The organism is Wolbachia endosymbiont (group A) of Sphaerophoria taeniata (assembly GCF_947250735.1).
Taxonomy (GTDB): Bacteria; Pseudomonadota; Alphaproteobacteria; order Rickettsiales; family Anaplasmataceae; genus Wolbachia.
The window spans coordinates 620959-634844 of the sequence record NZ_OX366344.1; the positions used below are offsets into that span (position 1 = coordinate 620959).

The window sequence follows — 13886 nt, forward strand, 5'->3', positions numbered from 1 at the left end:
AAAAAACGCCAATACAGAAAATAGACAATGACCAGGGCCTCTTTTGCCTTTTTTTTCGTTTGGTAAATTTCTTAATGTTTATAGCTAAAAGAGCCCAAGAGAGGTGTCATCCCGCTGCTTGTTAGCGGGATCTATGTTAAGAGATACCGCGAATGAATCGCGGTATGACGTAGGAATGAATCGCGGTATGACGTAGGACTGCTGTCATCCCAGTGCCCAGACACTGGAATCCAGAAAACTTAACTTTAAATAAGTGGCTGCATGATAAAGACTAGATCCCAGTGTCACGGACTGGGATGACATTATTAGGAGCACTGGGATGACAGCTACCCTGACAACCGTCATCCCGCTACTTGTTAGCGGGATCTCTTGTTAGCGGCTGAGATACCACGAATGAATCGCGGTATGACGGTCTGCGTCGGAATGAAGATAATCTCGTCATCCCGCTACTTGTTAGCGGGATCTATGCTAAGGAGATACCGCGGCGGTATGACGGTTCGTGGCGGTATATTCGTCATCCCGCTACGTGTTAGCGGCTAAGAGATACCGCGGCGGTATGACGTATTACTTATTATAGCTATAGTTCTACATGAATCACAAAAGTAATATTTACTAGATCTTAATATTTTAGATCTATATTTTAATAAATAATGAGCTGTAATTAGTATGAATGATCCATTTAAAAGTGAGAACTATAAAAAAAATCTCGACTCCTTGATAGAAGCTATAAAGCTGAAAAATATTGGTGAACAATATAATAAAACAGTGAGAGATTTATCCCAGACATTAGAGAGTTTTACAGATAAGGCAGAAGATGTAGCTAAGTTTGTTATATGTAGTGACTTGAATAATTATATAGAACCGGTGAACAAAAAGCCATCAGGTTTTTTTGGAATATTCAAGGAAACATTTAATAAAATCTTGGGAAAAGATGCTTCAATTCAGGATAACGATATAAGAAATTTTGCTAATGATAAATTGCCCAGTCTTGCTGAAAAAATAACATTCGAATACCTAAATGTTTTAAAGAAAATTTCAGATTTAGAGCAAAGTAAAAAAAATCAGGAGGAACATAGATTGTATGGAGTGAACTTAGAGGATAGAACAGCGTCAAAGCAAGAAGAAAATCCTTTATATGAGCTACAAGCAGGAGATTCAGGCTATGGAAGTTCATTAAATGAAGAGCATGAATATGAAGACATATCACATTATCAAGAGAAAAAGCAAAAGGAAAATCCTTTATATGAGCAGAGAGAAGATTTAGGCTATGGAAGTTCATTAAATGAAGAGCATGAATATGAAGACATATCACATTATCAAGAGAAGAAGAGTAAAATTTTAATAGAAAATTCGCAGAGTTCAAAATCGCCCAAAGAAGAGCCAATTTATGCAACAGTTTCTAAAGAACATATAGAAGCAAAAAGAGAACGTAAGCAGAAACAACAACCTCAATCCCTCGTACTAACAAAACCACTAAAAGCATCGCAAGTGCCAAAAAAAATGTTTACTACTGTTCAAGAAGTTAGACAAGAATCGAAAGTGGTAGTCAAAGATAAACCTGCAGTACCGCCAAAGCCTAAAAATCTAAGCCGTGCTGATCAAAAAGTAAGCACAGAGCCAAAAGTAGTAGAAGTAATTCTTAAAAAATCAGCTGAAAGTAAACCTACAGTACCACTAAAATCTGAAAATCAAGACAATAGGAAATCAGCACAAAAAGCTGCTGGTAAGGCGATACCAAAAGTAGCAGCAGCTACTATGAAAGGAGGAGCTAATCGCGAGATGGGCAGTAAAGTAAAGGCATTAAAAGAAAAATTTGAGCAAAATCAAGCAAAAGGAAATGCTAATGTACGGCTTGCTGAAAGCAAAACTACCCCAGCAGCACAAGCGGATATCGGTGTGAAGAAAAAACAATCTCATTCATTTCTAACAGAGAATAAAAGATCTGCAACGAAACACATAACAGCAAAATCTGATCCAAAATCTCATGTCAGCAAAAATCCTCCTTCCACACAAGTAAGTGTTAAGGAAATGGTTGCACAAATTGAGAAAGGAAAAGGAGGAAGATAGTAACATTTGGGAAAAAACCATATGGTCAAGTCAAGAGATTGTGAGCAAACTTAGGAAGTTATAGCTAAACTGACTGTATCTGTTCAGAGGAGTGGCTAATGTGCAAATATTGAAGCAAAGTGCGTGACTCACAGCTGTACGAACATTGCAATATGGCACATAGTAAACGATGTCATCCCAGTGCCCAGACACTGGGATCCAGTTTTCCATATAATCTCATCGAAAATGTTGTAATCACTTTCTGTGCTAGTTTGCTTGTGAACAAGCAAACTTTTCTGGTTCCCAGTGTCAAGCACTGGGATGACATCATAGGGACACTGGGATCTAGGGAATGTTCAAAAAACTGTGTCAAATCAACTCATACACTTCATTACCAACTTCATGATGAAGTTCTGCAGTTGGATGGAAATAATCAAAAAAGAAATAATCCTTTAGTGTTTCTTCGCTACACCCAGGGTTATAGTGAACGTCAAGTTCCCCTTTAAATATCAACTTTAAGAGTATTTTTATATTTTCTTTAAATCTCCCAATTTGGTTTGCAATGTTCGATGTGCATGCATCTTGACAATTTAAACCTTTGCTCTTGTATTCGCTAAGCATACTTTTCATTTTAGAGTTAAGATCAAATGCTTTTATTTCAAGATTTGCACTTTTCTTCATATAATCTAAGCCATTAGCCAATTTTGCATTGAAACTCTCTGTGAGCTTCGTAGCTAGTTCCCTTGCTTCTTCATCTCTATTAAAAGCTGGTATTGAGCCAACTTCAGGTGCGTTTGCAACAACTACATGCTTAACACCATGTTCATTTAGAACCTTAAGTGCATTACATATTTCACTCACTGCTTGTTCCAACACTTCTTCCGCTTTAGTATCGTCATAAACAGTGGCAACCATAACATCATTTCCGCCGATTATGATGCAAAATAAATCTTCTTCACCTATATCTGGATGATGTTTAATTACCGCATCTAGCTGGTTAGCTAAACGAAATTTATTGAAGAAATAAGAAAAAATAGGGTCAAAAATTTCAGATGCTGTTGCACATGAAACTGCATAGTTTTGACCTTGCTGTTCGTGGCATTTCCCAAAAAATGAATAACTCCACCCAGGTTTAAATTCGTCTAAATCTAAATATTTTGCTACATATTCAACAGCAGTAGGGCCATTGCTAAAAGATCCTCCTTGATAAAAAGGGTCATCAAACTTTACGCTTTTTGCAAAGGATAAGTTATTTAAAATTCCAATGATTGCGCCATTATCGGATAAACTATCACCCAGAACATAAAAATTTCTATACTTTGAATTAGAATTGTCATTTTTGTTTGTCATAATATTTACCGTAGATTAGCATGTTGTTTCATTAGATTCATAAAAAAAAATAGCGGTGCAACTTTTTTACAACCCCCATTTTAAACTTTATTTTGCATTTCCTTCATATCATACCTTTTTGAAAAAACGTTTTATTTTAAAAACGCTCTGACTTTTTCTCCACTTTTTCCGGGCAAAATCAGCTTCTTCTTAACTTGACACGTATACTTAAAAGAACCCTCTAAGTTTTCTAGCGCGGCTTGGATGTTTCAACTTGCGCAGTGCTTTTGCCTCTATTTGCCTAATTCTCTCACGTGTTACATTAAAAATTTTTCCTACTTCTTCTAAGGTATGCTCCTTCCCATCTTTACCAAGGCCAAAACGCATTCTTAGAATTCTTTCTTCCTTTGGTGTTAAAGTTGCAAGAACATTGGTTGTAATGCCACGCAAGTCAGCAAGTATTGCAGCATCCTCTGGTCTGGAGACTCGCTTATCTTCTATACAATCACCGAAGGTACTACTATCATCCTTTCCTGTTGGAGCTTCAAGACTTACTGGATCCCTTGCTATTTTCATAACTTTGCGTATTCTTTCCAGTGGCATTGTCAGTTCTACACTTAATTCCTCTAACGTCGGCTCTCTTCCCATCTCATGAGTCATTTTTCTTAATGCTCTGTTGATTTTACTGATAACTTCTACCATATGAACTGGTATTCTAACTACTTTAGACTGCTCAGGTATTGCCCTAGTGATTGATTGTCTTACCCACCAAGTGCCATAAGTTGAAAATTTATATCCACGTTTGTAATCAAACTTATCCACGGCCTTCATAAGACCAATATTGCCTTCTTGTATCAAATCAAGCAGATCAAGGCCTCTTTTTGAATACTTCTTAGCAATGGAAACTACTAGCCTTAAGTTAGCCTTAATCATCTCTTGCTTTGCTTCAGAGACTTCTCGTTCGTGTTTTTGTATTCTCCTGATTAGCTCCTTAAATTCTTGCACGTTATCTTCCTGTATATGCTGCTTAATACCGTTCAAAGTACTAGCTATATGTTCAGAGTTATCGTCTATAAACCTTAAAAATTTGTTTTTTAATTCACCTGTAAAAGAGGACTGATTTTCATTGATCTTTAAAAGACTTATCTTTTTCAATTCGTGCTTTAAAAGCACGTCATCATAAACTTTATAGAAACTTTCTCTATCGATATCGTATTTTCTAGCCTCAGCAATAAGATTAGCCTCTTCAAGCGTAATGGATCTATTTATCTTATAAAGTTCTTGTGTAATTCTGGCAACAGCAGCATCACTTAACTTAATTTGTAATGCTATAGACCATATTTGACTATATAAATTCTCGAGTTCATCAGAGGAATCTTTAGAATTTTTTCTTAATACCAATGCTTCATTTGTTAAAGTAATTATCTCATCCAATGCAACTATGACCTTTGGCAATAAGTCACTTTCCATTTCAAGAATAGAAACATTTAAATTCGCTGAATTTATATCTTCATTATCACCGTCTTTCTCATCATCACTTTTTTTACTATCTTTCTCATCATCACTACAGTACTCAGCATCTTCAGAAACATCCTCAGAATCCTCAACATCTTCAGCACTTTCTTCACTCTCTTCTTTGGGTACCACATTAAAGTCAGAGTTATAAATTGCATCCAGATCTATAATTTCTCTCAGTAAGAGAGCTCCACTACTTAAATCATCACGCCATACTTTTATCATCTTTAATGTTACTGATGTTTCAATTATTGCACGTAACATGTTATGCTTTTCAGATTCAATTTTTTTTGCTATCTCGATTTCATCTGCCCTTGACAAAAGCTTTACAGAGCTCATGTCTTGTAAATAAATCCTCACTGGATCATCATTTTGTACTAAAGTTGCAGTAACATTTGGCGATGTGTCATCATCATCAAGTTTACTATCATCACTGTTGGAAGGAATATCTTCTTCATCTTCGCTACTTTCAAGCACATTAATTCCGGAATCCTGCAATAAAGATATAGCATCATCTATAAAATCAGACGAAAAATTTTCATCTGATAATTTATCATTTATATCATCAAAGGTGACAAAACCACCTTTTTTTATACTTTTAGTTACAAGATCTCTGATAATTTTTTTCTTATCTTCTGCATCATTAATAGTTGACATCATTACCTTTATAGTTTATAATTTTATTTCTTATTAACAAATAAACTTACAACGAGCAAGTCTATAATTTTACTTTTAACTTGTGGCTATTCGTTACTTCATATAGTTTAAGATACTGTTAATTTATGTACACTTGTCTTGATCAATTGTTCCATACTTTTCTTCCATTTTTACTGCTATGGACAATCCAACTGAAAATGTTGCAATTCCAACCACTATAGCAGTAAGCATTAAAACATGAGGTATAGGATTGCTATATGAATAAAAATTTGAAACCAATATAGGAGGCAAAGAATTTTTTATATATCCTAGAGATATGTAAAACAACAAAACAGATGCTTGGAAGACGCTTACCCCTATCATTTTCTTGATTAAATTTTTATCGTTTATAATAATATATAAACCTAGCACCATTAATACAATAATAATCGTATAATTATATAAAGTCATTGTTTTTTCCTACGAGCAAAATTCATATATATAATTAACATAGAGGAGCAGACAGTAAATGCTACACCTAATTCCACCAAAAAAATACCCAATTTTTGACCGGTTCTATTATTGGCTGACAAGATATCATAAGATAAAAAATTTTGGCCAAGTAAAGTTGTTGCAACGCCCGTTCCTCCATAAATTAAAATACCTAACACGTTAGTCAATCTAATCACAGAATAAGGTATTGCTTTTAGAGTTGTAGATACACCAAATAGCATTGAATATAATATTATCCCGGAGGCAATAATTATTCCTGCTTGAAAACCTCCACCCGGAGTGTAATCACCGTGAAATTGTATGTATAAACCAAATAAAATGATAAAAGGTATCATCAAAAATGTTACTGCATTTAATATCGGATCTTTAATCATTGTCTTTTTCTTCTTTTAATATCAACGTTATACAAAGCGCAGCAGTAAAAACTACTATAGTTTCTCCAAACGTGTCATAACCACGAAAGCTTGCCAAAACAGTTGTCACTATATTAGGAATACCGGTAGCTTTTTCGGTATTTTCCACATAATAAGGAGCAACATGCAAGTGGATCGGAGCATTGTGGCTGCCAAAATCTGGCAATTGAATCATAAAATATGACAAACATACAGCCAGAAATAACATAAAAAAAAGCGTTATAGGGTTATGAGATAGATTTACTTTATGATTCTTTATCAAGGAGAGTGCTGCAAACGTAAAAATCGTACTGAGCCCCGCACCAACAGAAGCTTCAGTAATTGCAACATCAGGTGCATTCATAATTAAGTATATAAGCGCAATAAGTGAACTAAATACACACATTAGAACAGCACTTACGACTAAATGTCGCGAGAAGACTATAAAAACCGTAACTGTTAGTAACAACAAAAGTAGCACTACATTTAATATTTCTAACACCTTAACCTTCTTTAACAGTTTTTTTCTTAACTTTATAATAAGTGCGCGCTAAAATATAGCCATTAGTTGAGCTAGCTACCCATATTATAAGAATTAATAATATTATTTTAACAGTATTGATTGAAAATCCATTCTGCAAAGCAAAACCAATTAACAATAGCGTTGCACCGCTAGAATCTGTAATACCTGCTGCATGTAACCTAGTATAGAAATCAGGAAATCTAATTACTCCCACACTTGAAATGATTACTGAACAAATGCCTAAAAATATAATAACGGATCCTATCATAAATTATTAAAACAACATTAATCTCATTAGTGCTATAGTTGATATAAAGCTAACGCTAGCATACAACAATGCTATATCAATTAAAAAAAAATTATTCAGAATGATTGATATTGCTGTTATGAGTACAACTACTTGCGTTGAGAAATTATTGAACGCTAAAACCTTATTGTACACATCACTTGACTTAGACACTATGCGGCACAACATTACACTCATACAGAACAACAGTGTATAGATAGCAATGTGAAGCATTTAAAGACTATGTAACTTCAGTAGATTTCTAAACGGATACTTCTTCATCGCCATCTTGATCATTTATTTCATCATCTATTTCACCATCCACTTCATAATCTTGGCTTTCTTGACTTGCATCAAGATCTGTGTTAAATTGACCATCAGAAAAATTTAATAAATTCGCTAGCTTACTTGTATTACTGCTGTAAACATTATTCATATTTCCTTTCATGTACTCCTTGCATCTACCTACCAAAAGGTTAAATAGCTCATGAGTATCCACCTGTTTTTCTGCTATTTCATATAAGGAAACTATGGTGTTTTTATGGTCTTTAAACTGAACTGTTTGAACTGGATTACTTGCTCCTGTATTTAAATCATGTGTTCTTTGACTTGCCAATAGAACCAATTTGAAAAGGTTACTTACCTGTTCTGTACACTTTTCTACAATAGACTCAGCCATAAGATACTACCTTAATAAGTTTTATACTATATCACAAAAAACAAGTTGTCAACTTTGTATCTATTGCGATTCAACTTCATGTTTTACTTTTTCTGCCTAAGATTTTATTTCTTGGCTTTCTGTCATCGTGATTGTTATTTCATGATCAAGTTTTTTTAGAAATCCTAACAATCGCTCTAAAGAAAAACCATCTATTTTACCATTTTTAATTTGTGATACCTTTGGCTGATCAATACCAACTTTCTCAGCTGCAAAAGCCTGAGTCCAAGCATTTTTTTCTATAATTTTATTTATTATATAAAGCAACTTTGTTTTTATTGCTGCACTGTCTAAGTTATTTAACGATATTATTTCCATAATTCTTACACTCACATATCAATTAACTTTATTAAATATTATAGCATAATATTTAATATAACAAGATATTAATATCATATAACTTGTCAATAATTATATGATATCAAATTTAAAACTTTAAGTTGATTGTATATTAATATTTCAATCAAATTTCTAGTAATTTTAAATTACCATTTTACCATCAGCCTCTCTGAAAAAATCATTTACAGAAAGAACAAGCTAAAATTACAAAGCTTGAAATACAAAAATAATTATTTTATAAATTTATCTTACATAAGAAGTTTATATCTCTATATCTTAACATAGATATTTATTTAAATTTTTAAAATTTCTATTTTAACGAGAATTCTATATACTATATTTATAATATAACTTAAATATTTGTTGCTTTTTAGCTGGAACACTATTTAGTTAGTAAGTAAAATTGTGTTGAATATGACAACAATAAAAAAAGATGTTGCTGTTATTATGGGAAGTGAGTCAGATTACACCACTATGGTCCATACCGTCGATATGCTAAAAGCATTAGAAGTTTCACATGACATATTCATAATATCTGCACATAGAACACCAGAAAGGCTCTTCAATTTTGCTAAATCTGCACAAGAAGAAGGTTTTAAGGTTATTATAGCTGGTGCAGGAGGTGCAGCTCATTTACCTGGTATGGTTGCGTCATTAACTTGTTTACCAGTTATCGGCGTTCCTGTGCATAGTAAACAATTAAATGGGCTGGACAGTCTACTCTCTATAGTTCAAATGCCAAAGGGTGTTCCAGTTGCAACCATGTCTATAGGAGAAAATGGAGCATATAATGCTGCCATTACCGCCGTATCTATATTGTCAATTTCCAACAGTGAAATTGCAGGTAGGTTAAAAAAGTGGAGAGAGAGACAGACCAAAGAAGTAAAAGAAAAACCAGTTTCATAATAAATCTATGGCAATAATCCTTCTAGACACAAAAACCATAAACCGTATAGCAGCGGGGGAGGTGATAGAAAGGCCAGCAAGTGTAGTAAAGGAATTAGTGGAAAATGCAATAGATGCTGGAAGTTTAGAAATAGAGATCAAAATAGAAAGTGGTGGGCGTAACCTTATTATTGTGACAGATGATGGTAACGGAGTAGAAAAAAACGATTTAGAACTTGCGTTTATGCGCCATGCTACTTCAAAATTGAGCGATAGTGAGTTGATAGAAATCAAGCATCTTGGCTTTAGAGGAGAAGCTCTGCCTTCAATAGCAGCAGTAAGTAGGATAAAATTATCGTCTAAAGCAAGCGGAGCAAGTGAAGCATGGTCTATAAGTTATGAGGGTGGAGAAAAGATGGGGGAGCTAACTCCTTACTCTTTATCACAAGGGACACATATTGAAGTACGAGATTTGTTTTTCGCTACCCCAAATAGACTAAAATTTCTAAAAACCGAAAGAGCAGAAACTCAAAGCATTGTTGATATTGTAAACAACCTAGCAATGGTTAACTATCATATAGGGTTTACTCTCACTTCAGGTAATAAAAAGCTCTTAAAATACGCTAAGCAGACTTCGTTATTTCATAGATTGTGTGAAGTAGAAGAAGAATTTCAGGGCAATTCTTTGGAAGTCAATGAAGAAGAAGACGGCATCAAACTTACGGGACACATCTGTAAGCCAACCGTCAATCGTGGTAAGTCAACTCAGATCTATACATTTGTTAATGGAAGGCCAATTAAAGATAATTTACTTATTGGTGCGGTTAGGTATGCATATCATGATTTTATTCCAAGCGATAGGTATCCTTTTGCAGCGTTACATTTAGAGATACCTTATGATCAAGTAGATGTAAATGTGCATCCAAATAAGTCAGAAGTAAGGTTTCAGAATAAGAAGCTCATATATGAGATAGTGACAAGAGGATTAATCAAAGCGTTGTCAAGAAGGATAGGCACCTTTGATGTCATTTCAGCTAGTGACCAGAAAACTACTAATGCAATAGAGGGTTTTTTGAAAGGTTCATTATCAGATCCTTTTGATAAACCTGATGTTCAAAAAGAATTTTACGAAAGGAAACCAAGTCCTTTTGAAAATCAACTAATAAAAGAATTTGCTTCTCCAAATGAAAAAGCAAAAGGCTTATCAGAACAGTCAAAATCGTTTGATTATACCGGCATACAGAAATCCCCATCACAAGCGGAAATTATGGTTCTAGAAAAAAAGGTGTTAGAGCAAGTTGATTTGATAGAGAGCCACCCGCTCGGGTTTGCACGCTGTCAGGTCTATAATACTTACATTATTGCCGAGGTAAGAGACAAATTGATTATAGTTGATCAGCATGCAGCCCACGAGAGGTTAGTATATGAATGCCTAAAACAAAAATCAAGTATAAAAAGACAAAAACTACTTCTTCCTGAAACGGTTGAAATCAAAAATCAAGCTGGAATGGAGATGATTGAAATCTATAAAGATAAGTTATTTGAAATGGGTTTTGATATTGAAATCAAATCAGAGAATAAAGTGATAGTAAAAGAAATCCCTGCAATTTTGGGAGCAATAGATGTGAAAGAGATGCTAATTAATATAGTGGGTAGATTAACGGAAATAGAAGATACATTGCCAGTAGAAGACAAAGTGAACAAGATATTGGCTACTATCGCTTGTCATGGATCAATTAGAGCAGGCAGGAAAATGAGGTTAGAGGAGATGAATGAGCTGCTGAGACAAATGGAAAAAACTCCATATTCCGGGCAATGCAACCACGGAAGACCAACTTATATAGAAATGAAACTCAGTGATATTGAAAAACTTTTTGAGCGCAGGTAATGAGGTTGCCATAAATATGTAAGTGCTCTTTCCTCGTCATCCAAGTAGCTCATAGAAACGGATTAAACGAAAAACGACTTGACAAACTCCGCCAGCTCCCTTATCATGACAATAAGGGTATTTATGACTCAAAACTTGTTTTTGACCTGCAGGCTCAATGACAAAATTCAGTAAAAAACTCAGGTATTTATTGGCGGATTACATAAAATTATAGCGGCTGCATGTCTTTTAAATTTTTTCTACATTCAGCCAAACCGCGCTTAAACTAAGCGTCAGCACATTATTACAGCGCCACTTACAGTAATATAGAGTCAAAACTCGCTACTCGGGGCTTCTTTTGCCTTTTTTTTCATTTGGTAAATTTCTTAATGTTTATAGCTCAAAGAGAGGTGTCATTCCAGCACTTGATGCTGGAATCCAGGAATTTTATCAAGTATAAAAGTTATGTTAAAATGCACCATTTATGGAAAACTAGATCCCAGTGTCTGGGCACTGGGATGACGAGAAAGGAGCACTGGAATGACATCATAGGGGCACTGCCATTATAGAGTGAACCAGTGTCAGCTACTCGGATGAAAAAGAAATAGGCACTGGAATGACATCATAGGGGCGCTGGGATGACATCATAGGGGCGCTGGAATGACACCCTTTCCTAGATGGAGATAAATTACAATGTTTGTACAGTTATGGGATTGCGCAGTGGATGCAGTTTAACATAAAAAGCTTTGCTTTTTGAAATTTTGGGTTATACTCAACTTCAACACTATTAGCAGGGGTAATGATCATGAATAAAGAAGAAGCTTTAAAAATATTAGGCTTAAATGCAAATCCCAGTGAGCAAGAAATCAAAAAGGCATATAGAAAATTAGCTCTTGAATATCATCCTGATAAACATTCAGGTGAGAGTAAGGATGTGCAAAAACAAAACGAGGAGAAATTTAAAGAATTAGGTGCTGCATATAATTTTCTTACCGGAAATGATGTAAAAGAAGCTACAACATTTAGTGGTGAAGATTTAGATAGAGTTAGTTCTACCGATGATTTATTAATTCTTTTGTGCTTTGCTATTCTCAAGAAGCAAAAGGATTTTTTAGAAAAGTTACTTTCTAGGTTTAAAAGTGGTGAAGGCGAAGAGTTTGGTGATTATATTAACGAAAAGAACTTTACAACATTTGATAATTCACCGTTATATATTGCTTGCCTTCCGGGTTACACTGATATTGTAACACTGCTTTTAAAACACAAAGCAAACCCTGACTTATCAAAGGATTATACACCATTACTTACTGCATGTTCGATGGGTCGTGCTGATGTTGTAGAAATACTTTTAAAATACAAGGCGAACCCTGACTTATCAAAGGATGTTACGCCATTACAAATCGCTTGTTTGAAGGGTCGTGCTGATATTGTCGAAGTACTCTTAAAATACAAGGCGAACCCTGACTTATCAAAGGATGTTACGCCATTATTCACCGCTTGTTCGATGGGTTATACTGATATTGTCGAAGTACTCTTAAAATACAAGGCGAACCCTGACTTATCAAAGGATGTTACGCCATTATGCACCGCTTGTTCGATGGGTTATACTGATATTGTCGAAGTACTCTTAAAATACAAGGCGAACCCTGACTTATCAAAGGATGATACGCCATTATTCACCGCTTGTTCGATGGGTTATACTGATATTGTCGAAGTACTCTTAAAATACAAGGCGAACCCTGACTTATCAAAGGATGTTACGCCATTATTCACCGCTTGTTCGATGGGTTATACTGATATTGTCGAAGTACTCTTAAAATACAAGGCGAACCCTGACTTATCAAAGGATGTTACGCCATTATTCACCGCTTGTTCGATGGGTTATACTGATATTGTCGAAGTACTCTTAAAATACAAGGCGAACCCTGATTTATCAAGCGGAACAAACAATTCTAGACCGTTATTTACTATTACTTGCTTGTATATGAGTGATAGTGATAAAGAAAATTACATTAAGATTACAGAGCTATTGCTAAAATATGGTGCGGATCCCAATACACTAAAAGGTAATACTAGAATCATAGAGTTTGCCGAAATCAACATCTTGAAGAGTACATTTATGCTGCATGGCAATAATAAGATTAGAAAATTAATGGTGCAATATGGTGGTGTTGAACGTTATTACCTCTTTACTTGCGGGTTATTTGCCACTTTTTTTACTTCATGCATGATAATCCACGTTTCGTCTATTTATAAATTAAGTAACTATGAAATACCTATTTGCGTATTTGCTATACTATTCTTTACATATAGGGCTTTAGAGGCAGCGTTTTTCGCAAAAACAAAAGAGCCTTCTCCTGAATTTGCTGAAGTTATTACTGAAAAAGTAGTAAATAATGTTGGGCTAAATGCCGAGGACAATTCTAAAAGAATTGACAATGCATTAGCTTAATCACAACTGTACGAGAATTGTGATTTAAGAGCAATCTCCACCAAGAAGGGTGTCATTCAAGTAGCTGACACTGGAATCACGTCCTCCTTTGTCATCCAAGTACCCTCTTCTTGTCATTCCAGTGCTTGGCACTGGGATGACACCCTGACAATCGTCATCCCGCTACTTGTTAGCGGGATCTATGTGAGATACCGTGAATAAATCACGGTATGACGTTTCGCGGTGGTATAGTAATTCGTCATCCCGCTACTTGTTAGCGGGATCTATGCTAAGAGATACCGCGAATGAATCACGGTATGACGTAGATTGCTGATAAATCGTCATTCCGCTACTTGTTAGCGGATGAGATACCGTGAATAAATCACGGTATGAAGGTTCGCGGCGG

15 protein-coding genes are annotated in these 13886 nt (G+C 34.9%); 5 read left to right on the forward strand and 10 right to left on the reverse strand.

The features are described from left to right. Nucleotides 1-666: 666 nt before the first annotated feature. Nucleotides 667-2067: a hypothetical protein gene (locus OOK84_RS03135; protein ID WP_264732464.1), complete on the forward strand. Its 1401-nt coding sequence runs from the start codon at nt 667-669 to the stop codon at nt 2065-2067. Between the two features lie 128 nt (nt 2068-2195). On the opposite strand, the gene OOK84_RS03140 is transcribed toward OOK84_RS03135, so the two are convergent. The 10 genes from OOK84_RS03140 to OOK84_RS03185 form a co-directional block, all read right to left on the reverse strand. After that, nucleotides 2196-2363: a hypothetical protein gene (locus OOK84_RS03140; RefSeq protein ID WP_187297384.1), complete on the reverse strand. Its 168-nt coding sequence runs from the start codon at nt 2361-2363 to the stop codon at nt 2196-2198. Nucleotides 2364-2415: 52 nt separating this feature from the next. After that, nucleotides 2416-3396 (reverse strand): SGNH/GDSL hydrolase family protein, encoded by a 981-nt coding sequence (locus OOK84_RS03145; protein ID WP_264732466.1) that lies wholly within the window; start codon nt 3394-3396, stop codon nt 2416-2418. A gap of 207 nt (nt 3397-3603) precedes the next feature. Next, nucleotides 3604-5547, reverse strand: coding sequence for an RNA polymerase sigma factor RpoD (gene rpoD / locus OOK84_RS03150; RefSeq protein WP_264732468.1), 1944 nt, complete (start codon nt 5545-5547; stop codon nt 3604-3606). Nucleotides 5548-5670: 123 nt separating this feature from the next. Further along, nucleotides 5671-5997 carry a cation:proton antiporter subunit C gene (locus OOK84_RS03155; protein WP_253302472.1) on the reverse strand — a complete coding sequence of 109 codons (327 nt, stop codon included), beginning with the start codon at nt 5995-5997 and terminating at the stop codon, nt 5671-5673. After that, the gene (locus OOK84_RS03160) at nt 5994-6413 is read right to left on the reverse strand and encodes a Na(+)/H(+) antiporter subunit B (protein ID WP_164224942.1); all 420 of its coding nucleotides are present in this window, start codon (nt 6411-6413) and stop codon (nt 5994-5996) included. The genes OOK84_RS03155 and OOK84_RS03160 overlap by 4 nt, the downstream gene beginning before the upstream one ends. Continuing rightward, complete coding sequence (locus OOK84_RS03165; RefSeq protein ID WP_264732472.1) at nt 6406-6933, reverse strand: DUF4040 domain-containing protein; 528 nt, start codon at nt 6931-6933, stop codon at nt 6406-6408. Before OOK84_RS03165 ends, OOK84_RS03160 begins: the two co-directional genes overlap by 8 nt. Before the next feature lies 1 nt (nt 6934). After that, on the reverse strand, nt 6935-7222 hold the full coding sequence (gene mnhG, locus OOK84_RS03170) for a monovalent cation/H(+) antiporter subunit G (RefSeq protein WP_264732474.1): 288 nt from the start codon (nt 7220-7222) through the stop codon (nt 6935-6937). Nucleotides 7223-7228: 6 nt separating this feature from the next. After that, entirely contained in the window at nt 7229-7474 is a 246-nt protein-coding gene (locus OOK84_RS03175; RefSeq protein ID WP_164224944.1) for a monovalent cation/H+ antiporter complex subunit F, read from the reverse strand. A 28-nt stretch (nt 7475-7502) separates the two neighbouring features. Further along, entirely contained in the window at nt 7503-7919 is a 417-nt protein-coding gene (rpoZ, locus tag OOK84_RS03180) for a DNA-directed RNA polymerase subunit omega (RefSeq protein ID WP_264732476.1), read from the reverse strand. A gap of 96 nt (nt 7920-8015) precedes the next feature. Next, the gene (locus tag OOK84_RS03185; protein WP_264732478.1) at nt 8016-8276 is read right to left on the reverse strand and encodes a helix-turn-helix domain-containing protein; all 261 of its coding nucleotides are present in this window, start codon (nt 8274-8276) and stop codon (nt 8016-8018) included. A 435-nt stretch (nt 8277-8711) separates the two neighbouring features. On the opposite strand from OOK84_RS03185, the gene purE reads away from it, so the two are divergent. From purE to OOK84_RS03205, 4 genes are all read left to right on the forward strand, one after another. After that, on the forward strand, nt 8712-9203 hold the full coding sequence (gene purE / locus OOK84_RS03190) for a 5-(carboxyamino)imidazole ribonucleotide mutase (protein ID WP_264732480.1): 492 nt from the start codon (nt 8712-8714) through the stop codon (nt 9201-9203). Nucleotides 9204-9210: 7 nt separating this feature from the next. After that, nucleotides 9211-11070, forward strand: a complete 1860-nt coding sequence (gene mutL, locus OOK84_RS03195; protein WP_264732482.1) for a DNA mismatch repair endonuclease MutL — start codon at nt 9211-9213, stop codon at nt 11068-11070. 368 nt (nt 11071-11438) lie between these two features. Then, nucleotides 11439-11618: a hypothetical protein gene (locus OOK84_RS03200; protein WP_264732483.1), complete on the forward strand. Its 180-nt coding sequence runs from the start codon at nt 11439-11441 to the stop codon at nt 11616-11618. Nucleotides 11619-11848: 230 nt separating this feature from the next. Further along, the gene (locus OOK84_RS03205; RefSeq protein WP_264732485.1) at nt 11849-13501 is read left to right on the forward strand and encodes an ankyrin repeat domain-containing protein; all 1653 of its coding nucleotides are present in this window, start codon (nt 11849-11851) and stop codon (nt 13499-13501) included. Nucleotides 13502-13886 lie beyond the last annotated feature (385 nt).

Coding starts and splice junctions, on each gene's coding strand:
- OOK84_RS03205 (WP_264732485.1), top strand. CDS start 11,849: ATGATCATGAATAAAGAAGAAGCTTTAAAAATATTAGGCTTAAATGCA.
- mnhG (WP_264732474.1), bottom strand. CDS start 7,222: ATGATAGGATCCGTTATTATATTTTTAGGCATTTGTTCAGTAATCATT.
- rpoD (WP_264732468.1), bottom strand. CDS start 5,547: ATGTCAACTATTAATGATGCAGAAGATAAGAAAAAAATTATCAGAGAT.
- OOK84_RS03185 (WP_264732478.1), bottom strand. CDS start 8,276: ATGGAAATAATATCGTTAAATAACTTAGACAGTGCAGCAATAAAAACA.
- OOK84_RS03135 (WP_264732464.1), top strand. CDS start 667: ATGAATGATCCATTTAAAAGTGAGAACTATAAAAAAAATCTCGACTCC.
- OOK84_RS03175 (WP_164224944.1), bottom strand. CDS start 7,474: ATGCTTCACATTGCTATCTATACACTGTTGTTCTGTATGAGTGTAATG.
- OOK84_RS03145 (WP_264732466.1), bottom strand. CDS start 3,396: ATGACAAACAAAAATGACAATTCTAATTCAAAGTATAGAAATTTTTAT.
- mutL (WP_264732482.1), top strand. CDS start 9,211: ATGGCAATAATCCTTCTAGACACAAAAACCATAAACCGTATAGCAGCG.
- OOK84_RS03155 (WP_253302472.1), bottom strand. CDS start 5,997: ATGACTTTATATAATTATACGATTATTATTGTATTAATGGTGCTAGGT.
- purE (WP_264732480.1), top strand. CDS start 8,712: ATGACAACAATAAAAAAAGATGTTGCTGTTATTATGGGAAGTGAGTCA.
- rpoZ (WP_264732476.1), bottom strand. CDS start 7,919: ATGGCTGAGTCTATTGTAGAAAAGTGTACAGAACAGGTAAGTAACCTT.
- OOK84_RS03160 (WP_164224942.1), bottom strand. CDS start 6,413: ATGATTAAAGATCCGATATTAAATGCAGTAACATTTTTGATGATACCT.
- OOK84_RS03200 (WP_264732483.1), top strand. CDS start 11,439: ATGTTTATAGCTCAAAGAGAGGTGTCATTCCAGCACTTGATGCTGGAA.